A 22,471-nucleotide genomic window follows, 5' to 3' on the forward strand; every position below is an offset into this window, starting at 1 on the left:
CGCCGTCGTGTTCGGGGCCGAGGTCGCTGCGCCGCCGCCGCATCCGGCCGTGAAGGAGGTCCACAACGCCCTGTTGTCCGGGACGCGGAACCTTTGCACACAAAGGTGATCTTCCTCTGGCTTGCTGAGGCCAACGATCGTAAGCGACGATCGGGATGACGCTCAAGGAGAACATCGGGAAGGACCACCTGCGCTACGACGCGGCCGCCGGGCTGGTCGTCTTTCTGGTCGCGCTTCCGCTTTGCCTCGGCATCGCGCTCGCGTCCGGCGCGCCGCTTCTCGCCGGCCTCGTCGCGGGTGTCGTCGGCGGCATCGTCGTCGGCTTTTTCTCGGGCTCGGACGTCAGCGTGAGCGGCCCGGCCGCGGGCCTCACGGTCATCGTCGCGACCGCGATCCACACCCTCGGCTACCCGTCCTTCCTCGCCGCCGTCATCGTCGCCGGCGTCCTGCAGATCGCCTTCGGCGCCCTCCGCCTCGGCGCGATCGCCGACTACGTCCCCACGGCCGTCATCAAGGGCATGCTCGCGGCCATCGGCATCGTCATCGTCTTGAAGCAGATCCCGCACGCGCTCGGCCGGGACCTCGACTTCGAGATGGACATGAGCTTCATCGAGCCCGACGGCAAAGAGAACACCCTCTCCGCCATCGTGAAGTCGCTGCTCAGCGCGAGCGGCGGCGCCGTGGTCATCTCGCTCGTCTCGCTCTTCATCCTGCTCACCTGGGACAAACTCGTCGTCCCGCGGGGAAAAATCTTCAAGTTGATCCCCGCGCCGCTCGTCGTCGTCGTCGTGGGCACCCTGATCAACGAGGCGTTTCGCCTCGGCACGAACGGGTATCACCTGAAGGGCGAGGACGGGCATCTGGTCTCGCTCCCGATCCTCGGCTCGCCCGTGGACATCGTCGGCGAGCTGTCGCGCCCGCTCTGGGCCGCCTTCAAGGATCAACGCATCTACATCACGGGCGTGACCCTCGCCGCGGTCGCGAGCCTCGAATCGCTCCTCGCTCTCGAAGCCGGGCAAAGGCTCGACCCGTACAAGCGGATCGCCCTGCCGAACCGCGAGCTCGTCGCGCAGGGCCTCGGCAACATCACCTCGGGCCTGCTCGGCGGCTTGCCCGTCACGTCCGTCGTCGTGCGCACGAGCGCGAACGTCTATGCCGGAGGCCGCACCCGCTGGTCGACGATCCTCCACGCCTGCCTCTTGCTCGCGGCGGTCCTCTTCCTCGGCCGCGTGCTCAATCACGTCCCGCTCGCCGCGCTCGCTGCGATCCTCATCGTCATCGGCTCGAAGCTCGCGCCGCGCTCGCTCTTCCAGCAGATGTGGCGCGAGGGCCTCGGCGCGTTCGTGCCGTTCACCGTGACGATCCTGGCGATCGTCTTCACGGACCTGCTCAAAGGCGTCCTCATCGGCCTTGCGATCGGCGTCTTCTTCGTCATCCGCACGAACTCGCACGCGGCGATGATCGTGGTCTCGCAGGACAACTACGCGCTTTTGCGCTTCAACAAGGACATCAGCTTCGTGCACAAGGCCGAGCTCAAGGAGAAGCTCGCGGCGATCCCCGAGGGCACGACGCTCATCATCGACGGCACGCGTGCCCTCCACGTCGATCGAGACGCGTTCGAGGTGCTTGACGATTTCGTCGAGAACGCGAAGTTCAAGGACATCAAGGTCGAATTCAAGAACCTGCGTGGGAAGCGCCCCGACGGGGAGCTCGCGTCGGGAAGGGAGTCGTGATGGACGCGTACAAAAAGCTCCTGCTCAGCAACAAGGCCTGGGTCGCCGAGAAGCTCGCCATTCGCCCCGACTACTTCGAGCGCACGGCGACGACCCAGACGCCCGCCTTCCTGTGGATCGGCTGCTCGGACAGCCGCGTCCCGGCCGAGTCCGTCACCAGCACCGAGCCTGGCGAGCTCTTCGTGCACAGGAACATCGCGAACCTCGTCGTCCACACCGACCTCAACATGCTCTCGGTGCTCCAGTACGCGGTCGAGGTGCTCGAGGTGAAGCACATCATCGTCTGCGGCCATTACGGTTGCGGCGGCGTCCGCAACGCGATGACGAACCGCTCCTTCGGCCTCATCGACAAGTGGCTGCGCCACATCAAGGACGTCTATCGCGCGCATCGCCGCGACCTCGAGACCCTCGCCGACACCGGAAAGCGCCTCGACCGCCTGGTCGAGTTCAACGTCGCCGAGCAGGTGCAGAACCTCGCCGAGACCAGCATCGTCCAGCACGCCTGGGCGCTCCACAACCGCCCCACGCTGCACGGCTGGGTCTACGATCTCCGTACCGGCTTCCTCAAGGAGCATGCCCGCATGGACCCGGGCACGCCGCTCGAAGACATTTATCGTTTCGATTTCGACGACGCGCCACCCAAGCGTTGACGTCCTCCCCCGAGGGGCGGGGCATGGCCATTTCCAGCCACCCCATGGCCGCCTGCGGCCATCGTGCCCCTCCTCGCGCGTGCTCTCCTCGCTCGTATGAGCACCGAGCACCCGCCGTCCTCCGCGACCTGGGTCGCGGGCAAGACGCTTTGTATCTTCTCGGCCTTCACGTACGGCCTCCTCACGGCGCTGATCGACGTCCTCGATCCGCACCACCTCCGCAATCCCGGTTGGCCGGGGCATGCGCGGTTTCACCTGTTATGGCTCGTCAGCGGGGGAGCCCTGGGCGCGCTCACCTCCATGTACCTCTTCTGGACCGCGACGCCGCGTTCCCTTGCGCGCATCCGGACAGGCGCCCTCCTCGGCTCCCTCCACATCGGCGGATTCTTCCTGGCCGCCCTCTTCAAAAACGCGGCGGGCGCTGAATTCGACGCCGATGGCCGGGTCCTGTTCGGCTTCCTCCCGCCGGCCATGCTGCATTTGATGATCTCCGCGGCGCTGCTCCTCGCCGGCGTCTCCCTTTGCCACAAGAAAGGGGCTGCGACATGAGTGCTCGAACCGTCAGCACCCCTGTCCTTATCATCGGCGCTGGACCGTCGGGCATGGTGAGCGCCTTGTGCCTCGCGAAGCGCGGCATCGATTGCATCCTCATCGAGCGCCGGCAGGGGCTCGACACGCATCCCAAGGCCCACGAGCTTTCCGCGCGCTCGATCGAGATCCTCCACGAGCTCGGGCTCGGATACGACGAGCTCTCCGCGGAGGCATCGCCGGCGGAGGACGCGGCCAAAGTCCTCTTCTGCGACACGATCGGCGAGGAGTTCGGCTGCATCGATCTACGTGCCGGCAGCATCGGGCGCAAATACCGCGAGCACCTCGAAGCGCCCATGCCTTACCTCAATCTCTCCCAGGTCGAGCTGGAGAAGATCCTGCACAAGCACGTCGCAGCCTCGCCGCGCATTCAGTCGCTTTACAACCACCAGTGGAATTCCTTCGAACAGGACGAGGAAGGCGTCACGAGCCGGATCGAGAACCGGGCGACCGGCGAGACGTTCACCATCCGCAGCCAGTACGTCCTCTGCGCCGACGGCGCGGGGAGCCGGGGCCGCAAGGCCCTCGGCATCGAAATGAGAGGCCCGGACAAGCTGCTCGACGTCGTCAATGCTTACTTCCAGGCCGATCTGCGCCACGTCGTCCGCACCCGCGGCAAGCTCTACTTCATCTTCTCGCCCAAGGCGCCGGGCAGCGTGTTCATCGCTCACCATGTCGAGAAGCGATGGGTCTTTCATCACCCCGTGGCGACACCGTACGAGAAAATCGAGGAATACACGCCCGAGGTGATGCAGAAAAAAATCAAGGCGGCGCTCGGGCGCGACGACGTGGAGATCCGGATCACGTCGACGAGTCACTGGCGCATGACGGCGCAGGTGGCGGATCGCTTTCGGAGCGGGCGCGTTTTTCTCGTCGGCGACGCGGCCCATCGATTCCCGCCCACGGGCGGGCTCGGCATGAACTCCGGGATCGGCGACGCGCACAACCTCGCCTGGAAGCTCGCCATGGTGCTCGATCGACGCGCTCCGCCCGCTCTCCTCGACAGCTACGAAGCCGAGCGCCGCCCGGTGAGCCAGACGAACTGCGACGAGAGCCGGCTCAATTACGAGAGAATGGGCGAGGTCGCGGAGGCCTTCGGCATCAACGTGAAGGACGCTCGATGGCTGACCGAGACGCTTTCGAGCTCCACGATGCGCGCATTGCCCAAAAAGCTCCGCGCCTTCGCCGAACGACAGGCGCAGCGCTACGCCGAGAGCGTCCTCTCGCGGTACCATCGGGATCCATCGGTGCGCGAGCGTGTCCTCTCGGCCATCGCGCAGCAAAAATCCCATTTCGATCGGATCGGCCTCGACCTCGGCTACACCTACGAAGAGGGCGCGATTCTGCGCGACGGCTCGCCGCCGGCCGCATCCGACGACCACGTGTCCTCGTACGTCCCCTCGACGCGGCCGGGCGCCCGATTCCCCCATTTCTGGCTCGACGGTAACGACCGCCGGCAGAGCAGCCGATCCCTCATCGATTACCACGCTTCCACCCTGCTCGTCGGCGCGGCGGCCACGGCGCGGCCTTCGGACGTCGAGGCGCTCGACCAGGTCGAATCGCTCCACGGCGTCCGCCTCTTCAAGCTGGGGGCGGCGGAGATCCCCGCTTGTCACGTCGCCGCGGTGCACACGGCCTTGCAGATCGAGCCCGACGGCGCGCTCCTGATCCGGCCGGACGGACACGTCGCGTGGCGACAGCCGCGCGGCGTGACGTTGTCCGTCGTGCTGATCGCGTCAATCGTGCGGCAGGTGTACGGAGCCTAGGGCTTGCCCCTTTGCCGGCCGCTCGGGTACGGTCGGCTTCATGACGACCCCCGCCCCTGCCGTGCGCCCCCAGAGCCAGAGCACCGTCGCGGTTCCCACGGCGGCGCCCGCGCCCTCCGGCCGCCTCGCCGTGCTCTCCGCGGCGGCCATGGGTGCGCTCGCCATCCCGCTGCCGATCCTCCCGGACCGCATCGTCACGCGCCTGCGCGGCGCCCTCGCCCACGACACGGCCACCCGCCACGGGATCAGCCTCACCACGGACGCCCGCCTGATCCTCGCCAACGTCGACAGCGAGCAGAACGCCGCCCGCGCCCTCGGCCGCAAGGCCGCCGAGGCCATCGGCCTCGCCATCCTGAAGCGTGGCCTCGGCCCCCTCGGCGCCCTCACGAACCTCGCCCGCGCCCTCGAAGTCTTCGCCTTTGGCCACCTCTTCGACCGCTATGTCGCGCAGGTCCGCCGCTCCGGCGCCGTCCGCATCCATGCCGAAGAGGCCCGCAAGATCCGCGAGACCATCGACCGCGCCTTCCTGCACGCCTTCTCCCCGATGCTCCGCCCGACGCCGATCACCTTGCCGGACTCCATCGAGGATCTCCGCGACGAGTTCACCCGCTGGATCGACACGGCCATCCTCACGGGCGCCTCGCTGCCGAGTTATGTCGAGCGCCGCCTCGAAGCCGCCTTCGACGAGGTCGTGAGCCAGAATGGTTGAGCGAGACGCGGTCGATCTTTCCCACCCTCGCGCCGTCCTCGGAAAAACCCGGCGCGCCATCCTCAAGATCGGCTCGAAGAGCCTCACCGGCGACGCCTGGGACCGCCTCGCCCAAGACGTCGCCGCCTTCCGCGGCCACCGCGCCGGACGCGGCGGCGGGCGCAGCGTCGTCATCGTCTCGAGCGGCGCGATTGCCCACGGCATCCAGAAGCTCGGCCTGAAGAGCCGCCCCAAGGACATCGCCTGGCTGCAAGCCGCGGCCGCCGCCGGCCAGAGCATCCTCATGCAGCGGTACGAGGAGGCCTTCGACAAGGTCGGCATCCCCGTCGCCCAGGTCCTGCTCACGCATGCCGACCTCGCCGACCGCGCCCGGACGAACAACGCCCGCGGCGCCCTCGGCGCCCTGCTCGAAGCCGGGTGCGTCCCGATCATCAACGAGAACGACGCCGTCGCGGTCGAGGAGATCAAGTTCGGCGACAACGACCAGCTCGCCAGCATGGTCGCGCCCCTCGTCGACGCCGACCTTTTGCTCCTGCTCTCCGACGTCGAGGGCCTGCTCGACGCCGAGGGCCGCCGTGTCCCGCTCGTCCGCAGCATCGTCGCCGAGGCGCGCCCGCTCGCGGGCGGCTCGACCTCGGGCGTCGGCACGGGCGGCATGACGAGCAAGGTCGAGGCGGCGCGCCGGGCGACGCTCGCCGGGGCCCACGTCGTCATCGCGCACGCCCGCGAGCCTGGGATCCTCGGCCGCGTCGTGTCCGGCGAGGACGTCGGCACCTTCTTCCCGGCCGTCCCCCAGCGCCTCAGCGCCCGCAAGCACTGGATCGCCTACACCCTCCGCCCGCGCGGCGTCATCCTCGTCGACCGTGGCGCGGCCGAGGCCATCTGCGCGAAGAACCGCAGCATCCTCGCGGTGGGCGTGCTCGGCGTCCGCGGCGTGTTCCAGCCGGGGGACGCCGTCTCCGTCGTCGACCCTGACGGCCGGGAGATCGCGCGTGGCCTCTGCCGCCTGTCGCCGTCCGACGCGGCGCGCGTGGCGGGGCAGAAGCGTGAGGAGGAAGGGGAGGAGATCGTGGTCATCCATCGGGACGACCTCGTCGTGCTTCCGATGGAGTGAGCTCAGGCTGGAGGGAGAGGGGAGGGGGCGGGGAATCGACCGCGGAGGCTCAGCCCTTGGCGGGCGCCTCGGCTCCGTCGACCTCTGCTGCCTTGGCGCTCTTCGTCCGCGTCTTGACGCCCTTCTTCGCGACCGCCGACCGATAGGTCCGCGTCTTCTCGTATTTCGCGAGCAGGGTCTTGTCGCCCGTCGTCTTCGCGCGGCGCTCGATCGAATCGGCGAATGCGTTCACCTGCCGCTGCCTCTTGTCGTCCTCGAGTGCCCGCGTCTCTTCCATCATTTCGACGAGCTTCTTTATAGCGGGCAAGCGCGCGTCGAGCATCGCGACGCGCTCATTCGACTCCTGGAAGGCCTCGATATCGGATTTCGTGATGCCGGCCTTGTCGCCGAGGAGGGCCTGGTTCGTGAGAATCTCGGTGACGACCTCGGCGAAACCTTCTTGTTCCGAGCACATACCCACCCGGGCGCGCGGCGGCAGGTCGACGAGGAAGTGCGCGAACGCGGTGCAATCGTGGACGAGCGTGTCGAGCGCGACGGCTCCAAGGGATTCGGCATGATGGGATCTCCTCCCCAAAGCGGGGGGAATGAATGGGGATTGCGACTCCACGCGCAACGGCGCGAGGAGGGTGGGGAGGATGCGTACGGCGGATTTGTTCGCAAGGGGCGGAATCCTGCTCTCGTGGAGGGAGATGCCGCGGGCGGGGTTGATCGATGCCGCGCGCGGGGTCGATCGATGCCGTCCGCGGCTTCCCCGAGGCTGCCCGCGACTCCCATGAAGCCGCGCGCGGGGTCGTCGATGCCGCGCGCGGCCTTTCCGAGGCTGCACGCAGGGACCACGAAGCCGCGCGCAGGGTCGAGGGACGCCGGCCGCGGCTTTGCAGGATGCCGCGCGCGAGGTCCGGGATGCCGCGCGCGGGGTCCGCGATGCCGTCTGCGGCTTCCATGATGCCGCGTGCGGGGTCCGCGATGTCGCGTGCGGCTTCCCTGAAGCCGCGTGCGGGGTCTGCGATGCCGCGCGCAGGGTGGCGCGATGCTGCTCGCGCCTTCGCCGATGCCGCGTGCGGCCCCTCCGACGCCGCCCTCGGACCATGTGTGCCGTAGCACGAATATCCCGTTGACAGCTCGTTCGGTCTCGGTAAGAGCCCGGCCGACAACGCACGAGGGGGGCTCGTGCGTGGAGGTTGTCGTCATGCGCTGGGCTGTCCTGGTCCTTTCCTTGCTGCTCGTCCTGTTTCCCTTCGCGCGCGCGAGCGACGAGCCCATGCCGTCGGAGCTCCCCGAACCGGCCCTCGCTTGTCCGACCTACGCCGGGCACCACGCATATCCGGCCATGAACCCGCTCGCCAAGGCGCCTGCGCAAGGCGCCCTGTCCCTCGACGGATCGTTTGCCGTGTCGGCCACGGGTTCGGCGACCCATACCATTCCGCTCATCGTGCCCCCGGGGCGGAGCGAGCCCGCCCTCTCGATCACGTACGACAGCAGCGTCGACATCGGCCTCCTTGGCAAGGGGTTTTCCTTCCAAGGGCTCTCGATGATCCACCGCTGCAGCGCGAACCTCGCGCAGGACGGCGCGATCCGCGGGGTCCGGCTCGACCTCGCGGACCACGTTTGCCTGGATGGACTGCGCCTGGTCCAGGTGGGCCAAGGGAAGGACACGATCGGCGCCTTCGCCGAGTACCGCACGTTCCCCGATACGCAGACGAAGATCCACGGGTATGGCGCGCCCTGGAAAGATGGCTTCGATTCGATCTATTTCGTCGCCTACCGGCGCGACGGTCGCATCGTCGAGTACGGCAAAAGCAATGCCGCGCGCGTCGTCTGGCGGCACGGCATCACGCGCGCCTGGAACATCGAGCGGGAGCGGGATCGGTTCGGCAATACGATCCGGTATCATTACACGACGGACGCGAACGCGGAGAGCGGCGCCACGCGCGAGCGCGTACCCGACCGGATCACGTACGCGGGTCACGTCGACGCGGACGGCGTCGAGACGCAGGGCAGCCGCGAGGTTCAATTCCGCTATACCGTCAACGACGGCGGCGCCATGTTTTACGAGGGGGAGCGCATCTCGCGGGACAAGCGGCTCGCCGGCGTCGACATGTTCGCCGACGGGGTGAAGGTCCGCTCCTACGAATTCGATTACGACCAGGATCCCATCACCGATCGCTCCTTGCTCGTGAAGGCCGAAGAATGCGCTGCGGGGGACCTCACGCAATGCAAGCCTGCCATGCGGTTCGGCTGGAGCGACGGCGGGGCCCAAGGCGGCTTCGAGGCGAGCCCGCTCTGGCCCCGCGTCCCCACGAGGAGCGAAGACCCTCAATATAGCTGGACCCTCGCCGACGTGACGGGAGACGGTCTCCCGGACATCGTCACGTCCACCACCCACCCCGAGACGGGAAGGAACCGCTGGTTCGTGTACGAGAGCCTCGGCGGCGGGAACATCGGTGTGCCCGTGGAGTGGGCGGACCTTTCCTATCCGACGGGCTTCCTCGGGCAGTGGCTCATCTCTCCTCTCGACTACAATGGCGATGGTCGCATCGACCTCCTCATCGATCAACCGACGGGCGTAGGCTGGAACTTCCACCACGTCCTCGTATCGAAGCCGGAGCCGTCGCCCCACTTCGAACTCGTCGCCACGAAGATCATGCGCCAGGCGCATTTCCTTGCATCGGAGTTCACGCTCGAGAGCGCTTCAGGCTGGACGCTCGCGGATCTCGATGCCGACGGCATGCTCGATTTCGTCGGATGCGACGACGAGCGGACGTGGTACGGGGGCGTGAATTACGTGGAGGACAATTGCCTCCCGGGCGAAGACTGCGAGCCATCGCTCGCGTACTGGCGCGCGCACCTGTGGAGACCGGGCGGATTCGAGGAAAAAGAGCGCCACATTCCGGCGCTCGACGGCGTGTCTTGCTGGACGATGAAGCGGTTCTTCGGGGCGGTCGACTGGGACGCGGACGGGCAGACGGAGCTCGTCACGGTCGACACGGACGGGACGTGGTGGGTGCATCGGCTCGATGTACCTTCCCTCGAGTGGGAGAGCCGGTCGACGGGTCTTCCCATGGCCAATGCCCTCGGCGTGAATGTGTGGGATGACCCGGTCGCGATCATGGTCTCCTATCCGCTCACGAAGGTGCACGCTGCGAGCATGAACGCGGAGTGGGATGGGCTCCGGGTGCTCTTCCCCGACGTCAATGCCGACGGTTATCCCGACCTCCTCCATGTAGGCAACCTCGGCACGAACATTGTCCCCTTCGTGTACGCCAACCACGGGCGCGACGAATTCGAGTTCTTCGGTGGGGTCTACGATCCCTTCCCGGGCGCCGACGCCTATGCGTTCGGATACTCGCCGTACGCGAGGGTCTTCGACTACAATCGTGACGGCCGCGACGACCTGTTCATGCCGGCGCCGGGATCCTGCGGAGATGATCCGTGTTACGTGGTGTACGAGAGCGGCAAGCTCGGGGAACAGGCGACGATCACGGCCACATCGATCCGGTTCGAGAATCCATACGGCGAGACCGTGCCCCCGCAATATCTGCTCCGCACGATCGATCTCGACGGGGACCAGGACACGGACATCGTGTATCCGTCCCACGACGCGCAGATGGTCGCGTACCGGAACCGGGCGCCGCGGCGCCTGCTCACGACCCTCACGACGGGAAGGAATCCCAAAGACCCGGGCGATACCGGGTTCGTGCCGGATGTCGAGATCACGTATGGTGATCTGCTCGATCACGGTGAGCCCACCTATGCGCCGCGCTCGGATCCGGCGAACGGTTGCACCTATCCGCGTGTCTGCGTCGTGGGTGGCGCCCCCATCGTCTCGTCGTACCGGATGAACAATGGCAAGAACGAGGCACGAAGGTTTGAGGTAGAGTATCGCGATGGCCGCGCGCACCGGCACGGTCGCGGGTTCCTCGGGTTTGGCGAGCGTATCTTGCGTGACCTCGACACGGGCACCGAGATTCACGAGCGCTCCGACAACGTGACGTTCGATTCCGTGCGGAAAACGTTTCCGTTCGCCGGAATGGTGATCGAGTCCGAGACGCGGATCTCCGCCGCGAAGGAGGAAGTGAGCACGTACCTCGTGGAGCCGGAGGTCATCCCGACGAACGGCGGCCTCACCTATTTCGTCACGACGCGGAGGACGGAGAAGCGCCGCGAGCAGGACGGCGACCTCCTCGAACGCACGTTTACCGTCGTCGATGACGTCGACACGTTCGGGAACGTGCTCGAGATGCGATCGTTTACCGATGGCGTCGACCTCCTGAACAAGACGACGCGCACGGTGACGAATGATCCCGCGCTGTGGCTGCTCGGCCTCGTGGAGAAGGAGAAGACGTGCAGCTCGGCGCTTGGCGAGACCCAGTGTCGGGAGATCGAGCAGGCGTTCGACCTCCGGGGCGCGCTTTGGCGGAGCACGCGCGCGTCGAACGACCCCGCCGCGCGGCGCGTGGTACACTTTCTGCGCGATGACTTCGGGAACGTCACGAGCGTGCTCGCGGACGATGCCTTCGGGCATCACCGGGAGGCATGCGTGACGTACGAGCCCTCGGGTACGTACCCGTGGGCGATGCGGAATGCTGCGGGGCACACGTCGTATCACGTGTTCGACACGGGTCTCGGCGTGGAGCTCTCGATGCGCGATCCGAACGCGCTCGTCACGAAATGGCGCGTGGACGGGTTCGGCCGCGTCGTCGAGGAGCACAGGCCGGATGGGGTCGTCAGCACGCGGAGCTTGACGCGCGCCAAGGATGGCGGGCCGCTCGCGAATGAATGGGCGCTGCACGTGCACGAGGCGACGCCGGGGCACGGCGCGCGGGAGACGGTGCTCGATTCGCTCGGGCGCCCGGTGCGGCAGCGATCGAAGGGGCCGGATGTGCTCATGTCCGGGATCTCGGAGTTCGGGGTCGGGAAGTGGATCGTTGCGGAGAGGTCGTACGATTTCCACGGGCGAATGGTGTGGGAGAGCAATCCGCACATCGAGGGCGACTCTCCGGCGGCCGGGCTCGGCACGACGTGGGAGTACGACAACGCCGGGCGCGTGATCTCCACGAAGGCGCCCTGGGGCGCGATTTCGAAGCATACGTACGACCAGGACCAGGTCTTCACACAGGAGAGCAACCCCGATGGGGGCGTCCTGACGAAGAGGACCCTTCTCGACGCGCTCGGGAGGCCGCTCACCGTCGTTGACGCGAAGAGTGGCGAGACGACGTATACCTATGGGCCGTTCGGGCTCGTGCGCGGCGTCGAGCTGCCCGACGGGACGTCCCGGGAGACGGTACACGACGATTATGGCCGGGCCATCGAGGAGACGGATCCGGACCGGGGCAAGACGACGTCCGTTTTTGATGGATTCGATCAGGTCACGGATCTCGTCGACGCGCTGGGGCGGCATTACAAGTTCGAGCACGATGTGCTCGGCCGGCTCACGCGCCGCGAGCAGGGCGGCGGGGTCTCGACGTACGAGTTCGACATGGCGGACCATGGCGTCGGCTTCCCGTCGCGTGTGATCGGCGCGGACGGGCACCGGGTCGAATACAAGTACGATTCGCTCTCGCGGCCGTGGTATACGACGCTCCGGCTCGCGGATACACGCGCGTTCGCGGCGTGGCGCAGTTATGACACGTACGGTCGACTCTCGAAGATCGCGTATCCGGGCGCGGGTGGTTTCAGCGTCTTCCACGAGTACGACACGACAGGCACGCTGACGGCGGTTCGCCAAGGGGTCACGCGGGATCTCATCTGGCAGCTCGACATGGTCGACGGCGCGGGGCGCACCGTCATGGAGACGTTCGGGAACGGGGCGCTCACAGAGCGCGATGTTTCACCGCGGAGCGGCGCCGTGGAAAGCATCTTCACGCACCACGGCACGAACATGCTCCAGGGACTCGTGTATCGGCGCAACGTGCGGCTGAACGTCGATTCGAGGGAGGACAAGCGACAGCAGAAGATCGAGCGGTTCCAGCACGACGAGCTCGATCGGCTCACGTGCAGCCGGGTGGAGGACTGCGAAACCCCGCTCTCGTGCCTCGAATGGAGTGGGCCGTGCGATACGGTGATCGAGTATGACGCCGTCGGCGATATCACGTTCAAATCGGACGTCGGGAAATACGAGTACGACCCCGCGCATCCGCACGCGGTGCAGTTCGCGGGGAGCGCGGCGTTCGCGAACGACGCCGTGGGCAATCAGATCACGCGGCCGGACGTGACCATCACGTATACGGACTTCGACCTGCCGCGGTCGTACGTGCCAACGGCCGGCGGCCCCGCCACCACGTTCGAATACGACGGCCATGGGGCGCGGGTGCTCGGCCGGCGTGGGGAGCGGGAGACGATCTATTTCGGGGATCTCTTCGAGCAGGAGACGGGCCCCGAGGGGGTCGTCGAGCGATACTTCGTGAGCAATGGCGAGCGGGTGGTCGCGATCTTCGAGCGGCGCGGCGAGAACGAGGCGCGGCGGTTCGTGCACGTGGACCACCTCGGCTCGGTCGACGTGATCACGGACGAGGCCGGCGCGGAGGTGGATCGTCGGAGCTTCGACGCGTTCGGGGCGCCGCGGGATCCCGCGTGGGGTGGGAGTGCCGGGGCGTCTGCGAGCACGGGGATGCGGCGTGGGTTCACCTGGCACGAGCAAGACGAGGAGGTCGGGCTCGTCAATGCGAAGGGGAGGATCTACGACCCGAGGATCGGGAGGTTCTTGCAGACGGATCCCATCGTCTCGGATGTGCTGTCCGGGCAGGCGTGGAATCCGTATTCGTACACGTTCAACAATCCGCTCGCGTACGTGGATCCGAGCGGGTATCAGTCCATTCTACTCGGCCCAGCGACGCAGCCCTCATTGCCCGGGGGTGTCCTCGACGTCCTCATCATCGGCCCGCCGCGGATACCGAAGGACCCGGAGGCGATGACCGGCATCGTGGCGGCGTTCCGCGCGCATCTGCCGGGCCCGCCGCCGGCGTCGTTGCCGGACTCGGCGGAGCCGGAGGCGAGCTTCAAGGAATTGCCCGCGGTGCAGTATGGCGGCGGCGTGGTGGCGGGGGCGATGATCGGCGCGGTGCCCGGCGGGAGTATCGGGGCGCAGATCGCGATCGATTCGGGCGCATTGGCGAAGGGGACGCCGGACGCGCGATTCGGGAAGGCGGTCGGGGAGATCGGCATCGGGCTCGTGCAGATGGTGCTCGGCGTGGGCGGGTCGTTCGTGGGTGGTGGGATGAGCACCACGGGCGGGGGCGCGCTCGTCGGGGTGCCGATCGCGGTGGCGTCGGCCGGGCTGATCGTGAATGGGTATGCGGCGGTGGGGGTGGGGATTGACGGGTTGACGCAGGCTTGGTCGGAGGGGTCGGGAGCGGGCTCTGGGGGGGCAGCGCCATCGACTCCGGCCGCAAAGGGTGGACTCACAGAAGCGGAGAGGGCCACTAGCGAGCTAGCGGACAAGTTGCAGTTCACCGGGACGACGGCCAAGCACATGGCAGAGGCTGGACGTCACGTTCCGCGCCATACGTTGGCGGAGGCGATTCAACACGGCACCCGGATGCCTGACCCGCAGGGCGCTTCCGGGGCGATCAAGATCCTCCAGCAGATCACCGTCAACGGCAAGTCGAGGACGCTCGAAATCATCTATCGCGAAGCTGACAACACCATTCTGCACTTTCTCTACAAATGAACCTCATGGTCGAGTTCCACCCTGAAGTCAGACTGGCAGCGCGAGCTGCGTACCGCCGAAGCGAGCTAGCCTTGGAGTACGCTCTAGAGCCAACGCCAGCCGCGCCCGAGCGTAGTGGTATCCAGGCTAACGTGGATGCCGCGCTCGGCATTACCTCGCCGAAGTGGCTGGCCATCGCAGACACGCTCGTCATGGTGTTTTCGGGTCGCGATGCCTCTCTTACTGCGTTTGATGCGTACACGAACATCGACCTCTGGACACGCACAACGGAGTTGGCCACGCCAGAGGTGGTCGGCGAGGGGACAGTGCGTCTCTCTCTACCGCCCTCCGACACGGACCGCATCGACATGGGTGTCGTGCCTAGCTTCCAATACTCTGAGCGACAAGCTCGGCTTCGTATCGGCTTCGGGCGACAGCGACACGGAATTCGTCACTACGCGGTATCCGATTGTTTGATCGTTGGCATCGACGATGACGGCCTTGCGACCCTGGAACTGAGTCATCTTCGAGTCGAGTAGGCCTGGCTCGGAGAGCTCCACCGAACCAGCTCGCCAGCATGGTCGCGCTCCTCGTCGACGCGACCTCTTGCTCCTCCTCTCCGACGTCGAGTGCCGAGGGCCGCCGCGTCCCGCTCGTCCGCAGCATCGCCGCCGAGGCGCGCCCGCTCGCGGGCGGCTCGACCTCGGGGGTCGGCACGGGCGGCATGACGAGCAACGTCGTCATCCATCGGGACGACCTCGTCGTGCTTCCGTCCGAATAGACACCTGAGTTACAGTACTGGGACTATTTCGAAGTCCTGGCCGATGTCCTTCTTCCGTCACCCTCCCTTGTGGTTCCCTGCGGTTTGGCTCGTCGCGCTCGCGGCGCCGGGGGTTTTTGCTCAGACTGCCGCCGAATCTGCACCTTCGGCGTCACCCCCCAGCTCCGGAACGTCATCCCCCAGCCCCGAGACGTCACCCCCCAGCTCCGAGACGTCATCCCCCGCGGGGACTCCGCCCGCGGCCGAGGGGACTCCGCCCGCGCCCTCGGCGACCCCGCCCGCGCCCATCGCCCCCACGCCCACGCCGGCCCCGGGGCTCTCGAAATTCCAGGTGCAATCGCATGCTTACAGCGGCCTGCGCTGGGTGGGGTACACCGTGGGCGCCAGCATCCGCGGCGGCGGCGGCTTGTACGGCTCCTCGCTCGGCCAGGGCAACCCGCTCGTCACCGGCTACCGGTTCGTCGAGCGTGGCGGCTTCATCTCTGGCCTCGTGGTCGGCGGCATCTTCTACCTGCTCGGCGCGACCGTCGCGAGCATGCCCGACTCCGCCAGCATGACGACCACCACCGACACCCGCACGAACCAGTACGGCCAGCGCGAAGTCGTCACCACGAATCACTACACCGCGACCTACGATCGGAGCCCCGAGGCACGGCAGGCCGCGCTCGACGCCGCCGAAGCGAGCGCCAAGGGCCTCGTTGCTTATCGCCAGCAATCCTTCGAGCTCGACGTCTACACCCGCGACTGGTTCGGCTCGCAGCTCGGCGACGCCCGCGGCTACCGGATGAACTTCCTCTTCACCGTGTACACGGCCAAGCGCTTCATCATCGAGGGGGGCTTCGGCTTCGGTGACGTGAGCGCGATCATCCCGGGCAAGGACATCCTCGTCGAGGAGAAATTCATCGGCATTCCGATCCGGTTCATCGTCCCCTGGGGCCCGCTGTATGCGCAGGCCGCGCTCGATTTGAACTTCCGCGGCCTCGATTTCGGAGCGCTCTCGGAGGAGGGCGAGGTACGCAACGTCGACGGCCGGTCCATGACCGTCGACCCGGTGCGCCCCATTCCGCTGACCCTCTCGGTGCACGCGATGCTTTGGCGGCTCAACCTGTCGGTCGGCGTCGAGACGGCGCGACCGTGGACGGGCCAGTTCGGGTATGTCGCGACGGCGGGGGCGAGGTTTTAGCCATGGGACTCCGCATGCGACCGCTCGCCGCCGCCTCGATTCTCTTCGCGGCCCTTTCCTTCGCGCCCGACGCGGCGCGCGCCGACGACTGGAGCCCGCGGGACGAGTATTCGAGCGACGATCTCGCCTCGCAGCGCTACGGCCTGGGCACGACCCATTTCGCGAGCGTGGGCATCGTCTACATGCCCGGCTCCATCGTCGATTTCGAGGAAGACGAGCAGAACCCGCCGATCTCGGGCACCGGGTCTTTCACGGTGGCGGCGGCCGTCCTCCCGCTCCCCACGCTCTTCGGAGGCATGGGCGGCATGGAGGCGGATTTCTCCATTGGCTTTCCGGCCTTCAAGTCGTACTTCGGCGGCTTCGGCGCGAACCTCGGCCTCGTCGTGCAGCCGATCTCGTTCCAGCACCTGCGCGTGAGCCTCGCCGTGGGCGGCGGCTTCAATGCTCACGGCTATGGCTACGTGAAGCCGCGCATCGCCTTCACGATCGTGCCCGGCTACGTCGACGCCGAGGCCACGTACCGCTGGATCCCCGAGACCGCGAGCAACATCTTCGGCGGCCGGGAGGATGGGCTCGAGGACGAGGGTTTTGGCGAGCACAAGCTGCGCGCGTCCTTGTTCGTCTCGTTTCGACCGAAGACGGGCAACCTCGAAGAAGATTTCGGCAAGGTCGGCGTGCACCTCTTCTACGAATACACCCGCGTCAGCGGCGATGAAGAGGAGCTCGCCCGCGTCCGCATCCGCCCCGGCGACTACATGAGCTTCGGCCTCGCCGCCGCCCTCTGAGCCGACGGCGCCCCGGACATCCGCCACGCATCGTTCGAAATCCGGGAACCCACCGCCAGGAGCGCTGTCGGTCACACCATGCGCTCGGGCCTCCTCTTCACGAACGGCATCCTCCTCGCGGGCATCTTTGCGGTCCTGACCATCGGCCCCGGGACCCAGTCGAAGCGCCTCCTGCCCGCCGACTCCACCCAGGCCACCGAGACCCCCGTCGACATGGCCGCCCTCGAATCGGCCGCTGCGCTCGCGCCCACCGTCGATTCCGTCGTGGCCCTCGCCTCGGCGTACGTCGACCGCGGCCAGCCTGGCCTCGCGAGCGCCGTCATCGAAAAGGCCCCCCGCGCCATTCAGCTCGATCCCCGCGTCGCCGACGTCGCCGCCCGCGCCCTCTTCCACCGCGGGCGGGCGCGCCAGGCCCTCGCGACCGTCGAGGACGCGCTCGACGCCTGCGACGCCGAGGCCGTCGCGTGCCGCTCCTGGCAGGTCGCCAAGGCCCGGCGCCAGGCCGCGTTCCTCCACGAGGTCGTGGCCGCGGGCATCGACGACCCCATGACGGACCCCGCCGCCGTCCGGGCTGCCTACGAGCGTTCGACGCAGAAGGTCGGTCTTATCGCAATGCGTTAACGCCGCCGGGGGGTGTCCGCGTCACGTGACGTAAGACGCACCCAAGGAAAATCTGGCAGCGTTGTCGGATGCCCCATCGGCGCTGCCATGTCACGATTCTTCTTTTGGTTCGTCTCAGGGAGCGATGTTCGTGAGCCTTCGTCGCTGCGTACTCGGGAGGCGATTGCCAGCGTGTTGAACCGACGCGAACCCCGGTCCTCCCCACCTTCCTCGCTCGGCGCCCGCCTTTCGAGTGGTCTGCCCTGGGCGACGGTCTTCGTGTCCACCTCTCTCCTCGTCGGCTGCAGCCAGCCCACCAAGCGCCCGATTGCGACCCCCGCGTCGCACCGTCAGGCCGAGGAGCGTCCCTTCATCTTCCAGCCGCCCGTCGATCTCGACGTCGAGAACAAGATCAACGCGGTCGTGCGCATCGTGGGCGACGTGACGTGCACCGGCACGCTCATCGCCGAGGACCTCGTGCTCACGGCGCACCACTGCGTCTCGGAGCGCGACGCGGACGGGCAGGTGCAAAACCGCGACAAGGATCCGGAGAGCCTCACCATCGAGCTCGGCGGCGACGACCTGCCCTGGGGCGAGGTGAAGGTGCGCGCGATCGTGAGCCCGGATTGCGGCTACGTGTCCGGCGAAGGCGACATCGCGATCCTCGTGCTCTCGCGCAAGCTCGTCGGTGTCCCCACGCTGAGCCCGCGCATCGAGGAGGCGCCCGCGGCAAACGAGTCGATTTACCCGATCGGGTTCGGCAGGTGCGCGCTCTCGCGCACGCCCATCCACCGCATCGAGCGCGTCGGCGGGCCGATCGGCAAGGTGCGCAGCGGCGACTTCATCGCGGTCGCCTCGGTTTGCCCCGGCGATTCGGGCGGACCGGCGTACAGCCCGAAGCGGCAAGACGTGGTCGGCGTGGTCTCGGCCTCGGTGATGGATGGCGACGACGCCACGGCGGCGCCCTCGATCTTCGTGCGTCTCGACGCATGGCGCGAGCTCTTCAGCGCGGCCAAGGAGATCGCGAACGGGACGAGCCCGAGCGAGCTGCCCCCGTTCCGGAGCTGCCAGCGCTGAGGGTGCATCGCAGGCTGCTGCGCGGCTCGATGCGTCGGTCGACCTCGCTCGACGTACGGAGTACGCCTCGCTCGGCCTCCCTAGCCTCGAGCCGCTCGCGACGCCTGCGATACACCCTCAGAGGCGCCGGATGCTCGCCCGCCGGGGCGCGCTTGCGATACGATCCGCGCTTCGATGCAGAAATTCGGCAAAGCGCTCGGCTACACCGTCCTTGCCCTCGTGGTGGTCTTCGGGCTCCTCCGGGTGCTGCTTTTCAAGACCTGGACCGTGCCGACGACGCTCCGGCTTTCGGCGTCGGTCGCCCCCACGCTCGACGGCGGGGACTTCGTGGTGCTCTTGACCCGAGGCACGCCGGGCTTCGGCGACCTCGTCCGCTGCAAGGACCCCGAAGACCCGACCCAGTACGTGGTCGGCCGCATCGTCGGCGTCGAGGGCGACAAGATCGAGATCACCGGCCGCAACGTGGAGATCAACGGCAAGCGCTACAACCCCGTGCAAGCTTGCCCGCCGCGCGACTACAAGACCTTGCACCCCAACACCGAGGCCGAGGTCGAGCTCGAGTGTGGCGTCGTGGAGATGGGCGGGGGGTGGCATTACCGCGGGCAGACGAAGTCCAGGACGAGCCCCCTGATCTTCAAGGCCGAAGTGGGCGAGGGCATGGTTTTTCTGCTCAGCGACAACATCGACCTCTACGACGATTCTCGCGAGTTCGGTACGCTGGAGCGCGCTTCGTGCAAGGAGCGTGTCGTCTTCCGGTTCGTCGGCAAGAACGGCTGGGGCGACGAGGATGCCCGGATGAGGGTGATCCACTGAGCCGCCACGGACGATCCTTGTTTGCTTGACCCTCCTCGCGATCGCCGTCTAGAACCGGGTGTCCCCGAGGAACGACGTTGGGCAACGAGCAGCACGAGATAGGCATCGTTTGCGGACAGTGCGACACGTGGAGCCCCATGGGCGCCGCGAGCTGCACTGCGTGCGACAACGATCTGGCCCTGTTCGGGAGCCGGCAATCCGTGCTGCCGACGCCGCCTCCGCCTGCGCCCGTGCGCCCGGCGGTCTCGGCACGCCCCGCAACGACGCCCGCGCCGCCGCTCAATCGGCCCGTCGCGCCGTTGCCCGCGCCCTCCCTGGGACCTCGCCGCGCCCCCGCGGCCGGCGCCGTTCCCGCGCAGAAAACCCCAGCACGAAGCGAGTTCGCGGACCTATCGCAGGAGGAGCTCATGGAGCAAGCCCGTAACTACGTCTGCCGTTCCTGCTCGAGCGGTGTCCCCTCGGGCCACAAGTTCTGCGGGAGGTGTGGGGCTGCGGTTCCCCTCGAGATCCTCAACGCGCAGACGCTCTTCTTCGGGGACATGCAAAACCCGGCGAAGGCGAAGCTCATCCTGATCCGCGGCGAAGGCATGGATGGCTTGAGCTTTCACCTGAAGGCCGAGCAGCACATCGTCGGCAGGAACGGGCAGCTCGTCTTCCCGGACGATCCGTTCGTCTCTCCGAAACACGCGAACTTCTTCTACCGAGACGGCAAGCTCGTCGTGCGCGACGAGGGCTCGCTGAACGGCGTCTACATCCGCGTGCGCGGCACCGTCGACATCGTCCCGAGCGACACGTTCCTCGCAGGCGAGCAGCTCTTCCGCCTCGATGCGAGCCCCAAGCCCTCCGACGGGCAAGACCCGGACGGCACGTATTTCTATTCGTCGCCGAAGCATCCGAGCCCGTTCCGACTCACGCAGATCCTCCAGGGCGGCGCCGTCGGCATGACGGTGTGCGCGCGTGGTTCGTCGCTGCAGATCGGGCGCGAGGGCGGCGATCTGAACTTCCCCGGCGACCTCTACATGTCGGGCTCGCACTGCCGGATCGAGGAGAGCGGCGGGAAGTTCTCGCTGACCGATCTGAACAGCCGCAACGGCACGTACGTGCGCATCAAGAGCGAGCGCGAGCTCGGGCACGGCGACTATCTCTTCATCGGCCGCAAGCTCCTGCGCGTCGAGCTCAACACGAACTGAACGGGGCCGCCTTGACCACGAAGACCCATCGGCCGCTGTGCTTCGCCGACGCATCCGGCGGCGCGCTCGCGGCCCTCGGCGCCGCCGTCGCGCGCGCGCTCGGGCACACGGACGCGGTGGCGGCGACCCTCAGTGAGGCGTCGCCGCTGCCCGCCGAGGTGCCGGCCGTGCTCGCGGAAATCGGGCTGGAAGCGCCGGCGATCTTGAAGCTCGAAGCGGCGCTGTCGAATCCGCACACGGTCGTGTGGCTCGCGGAGGGAGCGGCGCCGGTGGCAGGTGCGCGGGCGCTTCCGTGCAAGCTCTTGCCGGCGGACGCGGGCGAGCTCGAACGGCTTTCGACGGCGCGAATCGTGCGGGACCGGATCGAGCGGATGCTCGAGACCGATCTCGCCGCGAGCTGAACGACGCCCTCACCCCCGGCCCCTCTCCCTCGCGGGAGAGGGGAGAAGACGCGCGTGCGAAGTGGGTCAGCGCTTGCGGTTCGCGCGGCGCGCGATGTCGTCGCGGGTCGCGGCGATCGTATCGGCGACGTCGAACGCGGCTTTCACGGCGGTCGTGAGCGCGCGGAGCACCGGCTCGGGGATGAGTTCGATGAGCCGTTCGAGGTCCACCGGGCCGTCCGTGTTCGGGACGTAGCGGTCCATCAGCTCGGCGAAGAGGTCGTACTTGCGCGAGAGGTCGTCGAGCCGCTTGCGGAGCGCGTTCGCCTCGTCGCCCTGCGCGTCGCCGAGCAGGCCGAGGGCGCGGCGCGAGAGAGCGCGTTTGTCCTGCACGACGCGGCGCAGGCGCGCGAGGTAGGCGCCGATGATCACGTCGGGGTACTTGCCCCGCAGCGTGTACGAGTCGTGCCGCGCGCCGGACTCGCGTCGGCGCTCGATGATGCCCGCCGCTTCGAGGCCGCGCAGGTTCGCGAAGATGTTGCTCTTCGAACGACCGAGCTCCATCGAGAGCTCGTCCATCGAGCGCGGGCTGTCGGCGAGGTAGAGCGCGGCGACGACCTGGCCGCCGAGCCGCGTGATGCCGGGGAACGAGGCGGCGATCTCCGCGCCCACGCCTTCGAGCAGCGCCTTTCGTGCGGCGACGACACGTTCGTCGGGCGTGCTCGGTTCTCCGTCCGGGTCTGGCCTGCGAGAGGTCATCGCGGGCGCCAATGTAGCGTCAGGAGTCGTCCATGCACAGGGACGCGTGTTTGCCGCGGGGCACGCCCTGGATGAACTCGACGGGGCATGCGAAATCGAGGACCGGGCCCGAGGGCTTCTTCAGCATCTCGCCGATCTCGATGGCGCTCGCCTCGGACCAGTCGCGCGCGCCGTCGAAGCGAGCGCGGATGATGCCGTTCTTGTCGATGACCCAGGTCTCGGGGAAGAGCTTCGTGCCGTAGCGGCCTCCGACGATCTCCGAGTCCGCGTCGAAGAGCACGGGGAAGGGCGGATCGCCGTCGAGCAGCACGCGCAAAAGGTCACGTACCTTCGTGCGGTCCTCGTCGATCGTCACGGTCACGAGGACCATGTCCTTGCGGCCGTGGAGCACGCGCGCGAGCGTGGCGAGCGAGGGCATCTCCTCTTTGCAGGGGCCGCACGTCTCGGTCCAGAAGTTGAGGAAGACGATCTTGCCGCGGAACGACGAGAGCCGGACGGGTTTGCCGTCGAGGTCGGGCAGCTCGAAGTCGGGCGCGAGACGATCGCGGCCGGCGTACGCGGGGCCGAGGCCACACATCGCGGTGCAGCTCGCGCGGACCTGATCGTTCTTCGCGGCGGTGACGAAGCCGAAGACGGCGACGGCCGCGGCCACGATGAAGAAGATCTGCAGGAGCGTGGACGACTTCATGCCTCGA

At 67.6% G+C, this 22,471-nt stretch carries 19 protein-coding genes; 16 read left to right on the forward strand and 3 right to left on the reverse strand.

The genetic code is table 11. The annotated features are described in order from the left end of the window. Positions 1-155: 155 nt before the first annotated feature. From KEG57_RS09560 to proB, 6 genes are all read left to right on the forward strand, one after another. Positions 156-1,733, forward strand: a complete 1,578-nt coding sequence (locus KEG57_RS09560) for a SulP family inorganic anion transporter (protein WP_272419347.1) — start codon at positions 156-158, stop codon at positions 1,731-1,733. After that, positions 1,733-2,383, forward strand: coding sequence for a carbonate dehydratase (gene can, locus KEG57_RS09565; RefSeq protein WP_272419348.1), 651 nt, complete (start codon positions 1,733-1,735; stop codon positions 2,381-2,383). Before KEG57_RS09560 ends, can begins: the two co-directional genes overlap by 1 nt. Before the next feature lie 96 nt (positions 2,384-2,479). Continuing rightward, the gene (locus KEG57_RS09570; RefSeq protein WP_272458390.1) at positions 2,480-2,932 is read left to right on the forward strand and encodes a hypothetical protein; all 453 of its coding nucleotides are present in this window, start codon (positions 2,480-2,482) and stop codon (positions 2,930-2,932) included. Further along, a complete protein-coding gene (locus KEG57_RS09575) occupies positions 2,929-4,737 on the forward strand; it encodes an FAD-dependent monooxygenase (RefSeq protein ID WP_272458391.1) in 1,809 nt (602 codons plus the stop codon). Before KEG57_RS09570 ends, KEG57_RS09575 begins: the two co-directional genes overlap by 4 nt. A gap of 40 nt (positions 4,738-4,777) precedes the next feature. Beyond that, positions 4,778-5,446, forward strand: coding sequence for a hypothetical protein (locus tag KEG57_RS09580; protein ID WP_272419352.1), 669 nt, complete (start codon positions 4,778-4,780; stop codon positions 5,444-5,446). Then, positions 5,439-6,560, forward strand: coding sequence for a glutamate 5-kinase (gene proB, locus KEG57_RS09585; protein WP_272458392.1), 1,122 nt, complete (start codon positions 5,439-5,441; stop codon positions 6,558-6,560). The genes KEG57_RS09580 and proB overlap by 8 nt, the downstream gene beginning before the upstream one ends. 49 nt (positions 6,561-6,609) lie before the next feature. Here proB and KEG57_RS09590 read toward each other — a convergent pair whose 3' ends face one another. Continuing rightward, positions 6,610-7,134, reverse strand: a complete 525-nt coding sequence (locus KEG57_RS09590; protein ID WP_272458393.1) for a hypothetical protein — start codon at positions 7,132-7,134, stop codon at positions 6,610-6,612. A gap of 615 nt (positions 7,135-7,749) precedes the next feature. Between KEG57_RS09590 and KEG57_RS09595 the strand changes: the two genes are divergently transcribed. The 10 genes from KEG57_RS09595 (at position 7,750) to KEG57_RS09640 (ending at position 21,038) form a co-directional block, all read left to right on the forward strand. Next, entirely contained in the window at positions 7,750-14,229 is a 6,480-nt protein-coding gene (locus KEG57_RS09595; RefSeq protein WP_272458394.1) for an FG-GAP-like repeat-containing protein, read from the forward strand. 131 nt (positions 14,230-14,360) lie between these two features. Next, the gene (locus tag KEG57_RS09600) at positions 14,361-14,747 is read left to right on the forward strand and encodes a hypothetical protein (protein ID WP_272419356.1); all 387 of its coding nucleotides are present in this window, start codon (positions 14,361-14,363) and stop codon (positions 14,745-14,747) included. A gap of 38 nt (positions 14,748-14,785) precedes the next feature. Beyond that, on the forward strand, positions 14,786-14,989 hold the full coding sequence (locus tag KEG57_RS09605; RefSeq protein ID WP_272419357.1) for a hypothetical protein: 204 nt from the start codon (positions 14,786-14,788) through the stop codon (positions 14,987-14,989). Positions 14,990-15,320: 331 nt separating this feature from the next. Then, positions 15,321-16,172, forward strand: a complete 852-nt coding sequence (locus tag KEG57_RS09610) for a hypothetical protein (protein WP_272458395.1) — start codon at positions 15,321-15,323, stop codon at positions 16,170-16,172. Between the two features lie 2 nt (positions 16,173-16,174). Continuing rightward, positions 16,175-16,957, forward strand: a complete 783-nt coding sequence (locus tag KEG57_RS09615) for a hypothetical protein (RefSeq protein ID WP_272419359.1) — start codon at positions 16,175-16,177, stop codon at positions 16,955-16,957. A gap of 78 nt (positions 16,958-17,035) precedes the next feature. Beyond that, the gene (locus KEG57_RS09620) at positions 17,036-17,578 is read left to right on the forward strand and encodes a hypothetical protein (RefSeq protein ID WP_272419360.1); all 543 of its coding nucleotides are present in this window, start codon (positions 17,036-17,038) and stop codon (positions 17,576-17,578) included. 258 nt (positions 17,579-17,836) lie between these two features. Further along, on the forward strand, positions 17,837-18,634 hold the full coding sequence (locus tag KEG57_RS09625) for a trypsin-like serine peptidase (RefSeq protein ID WP_272419361.1): 798 nt from the start codon (positions 17,837-17,839) through the stop codon (positions 18,632-18,634). 174 nt (positions 18,635-18,808) lie between these two features. After that, positions 18,809-19,447, forward strand: a complete 639-nt coding sequence (gene lepB, locus KEG57_RS09630; protein WP_272419362.1) for a signal peptidase I — start codon at positions 18,809-18,811, stop codon at positions 19,445-19,447. A gap of 77 nt (positions 19,448-19,524) precedes the next feature. Further along, positions 19,525-20,637 (forward strand): FHA domain-containing protein, encoded by a 1,113-nt coding sequence (locus KEG57_RS09635; RefSeq protein ID WP_272419363.1) that lies wholly within the window; start codon positions 19,525-19,527, stop codon positions 20,635-20,637. An 11-nt stretch (positions 20,638-20,648) separates the two neighbouring features. Next, on the forward strand, positions 20,649-21,038 hold the full coding sequence (locus KEG57_RS09640; protein ID WP_272458396.1) for a hypothetical protein: 390 nt from the start codon (positions 20,649-20,651) through the stop codon (positions 21,036-21,038). A 66-nt stretch (positions 21,039-21,104) separates the two neighbouring features. Here KEG57_RS09640 and KEG57_RS09645 read toward each other — a convergent pair whose 3' ends face one another. Both KEG57_RS09645 and KEG57_RS09650 read right to left on the reverse strand, forming a co-directional pair. After that, positions 21,105-21,776 (reverse strand): GbsR/MarR family transcriptional regulator, encoded by a 672-nt coding sequence (locus KEG57_RS09645; RefSeq protein ID WP_272419365.1) that lies wholly within the window; start codon positions 21,774-21,776, stop codon positions 21,105-21,107. Between the two features lie 19 nt (positions 21,777-21,795). Beyond that, positions 21,796-22,464: a TlpA family protein disulfide reductase gene (locus tag KEG57_RS09650; protein WP_272419366.1), complete on the reverse strand. Its 669-nt coding sequence runs from the start codon at positions 22,462-22,464 to the stop codon at positions 21,796-21,798. Positions 22,465-22,471: the final 7 nt, after the last annotated feature.

The organism is Polyangium jinanense, from assembly GCF_028435365.1.

What these genes read in the sequence shown, in the direction of transcription:
- KEG57_RS09575 (WP_272458391.1), top strand. Translation starts at nt 2,929, where the DNA reads ATGAGTGCTCGAACCGTCAGCACCCCTGTCCTTATCATCGGCGCTGGA.
- lepB (WP_272419362.1), top strand. Translation starts at nt 18,809, where the DNA reads ATGCAGAAATTCGGCAAAGCGCTCGGCTACACCGTCCTTGCCCTCGTG.
- KEG57_RS09560 (WP_272419347.1), top strand. Translation starts at nt 156, where the DNA reads ATGACGCTCAAGGAGAACATCGGGAAGGACCACCTGCGCTACGACGCG.
- KEG57_RS09650 (WP_272419366.1), bottom strand. Translation starts at nt 22,464, where the DNA reads ATGAAGTCGTCCACGCTCCTGCAGATCTTCTTCATCGTGGCCGCGGCC.
- can (WP_272419348.1), top strand. Translation starts at nt 1,733, where the DNA reads ATGGACGCGTACAAAAAGCTCCTGCTCAGCAACAAGGCCTGGGTCGCC.
- KEG57_RS09570 (WP_272458390.1), top strand. Translation starts at nt 2,480, where the DNA reads ATGAGCACCGAGCACCCGCCGTCCTCCGCGACCTGGGTCGCGGGCAAG.
- KEG57_RS09605 (WP_272419357.1), top strand. Translation starts at nt 14,786, where the DNA reads ATGGTCGCGCTCCTCGTCGACGCGACCTCTTGCTCCTCCTCTCCGACG.
- KEG57_RS09645 (WP_272419365.1), bottom strand. Translation starts at nt 21,776, where the DNA reads ATGACCTCTCGCAGGCCAGACCCGGACGGAGAACCGAGCACGCCCGAC.
- proB (WP_272458392.1), top strand. Translation starts at nt 5,439, where the DNA reads ATGGTTGAGCGAGACGCGGTCGATCTTTCCCACCCTCGCGCCGTCCTC.
- KEG57_RS09595 (WP_272458394.1), top strand. Translation starts at nt 7,750, where the DNA reads ATGCGCTGGGCTGTCCTGGTCCTTTCCTTGCTGCTCGTCCTGTTTCCC.
- KEG57_RS09580 (WP_272419352.1), top strand. Translation starts at nt 4,778, where the DNA reads ATGACGACCCCCGCCCCTGCCGTGCGCCCCCAGAGCCAGAGCACCGTC.
- KEG57_RS09620 (WP_272419360.1), top strand. Translation starts at nt 17,036, where the DNA reads ATGCGCTCGGGCCTCCTCTTCACGAACGGCATCCTCCTCGCGGGCATC.
- KEG57_RS09615 (WP_272419359.1), top strand. Translation starts at nt 16,175, where the DNA reads ATGGGACTCCGCATGCGACCGCTCGCCGCCGCCTCGATTCTCTTCGCG.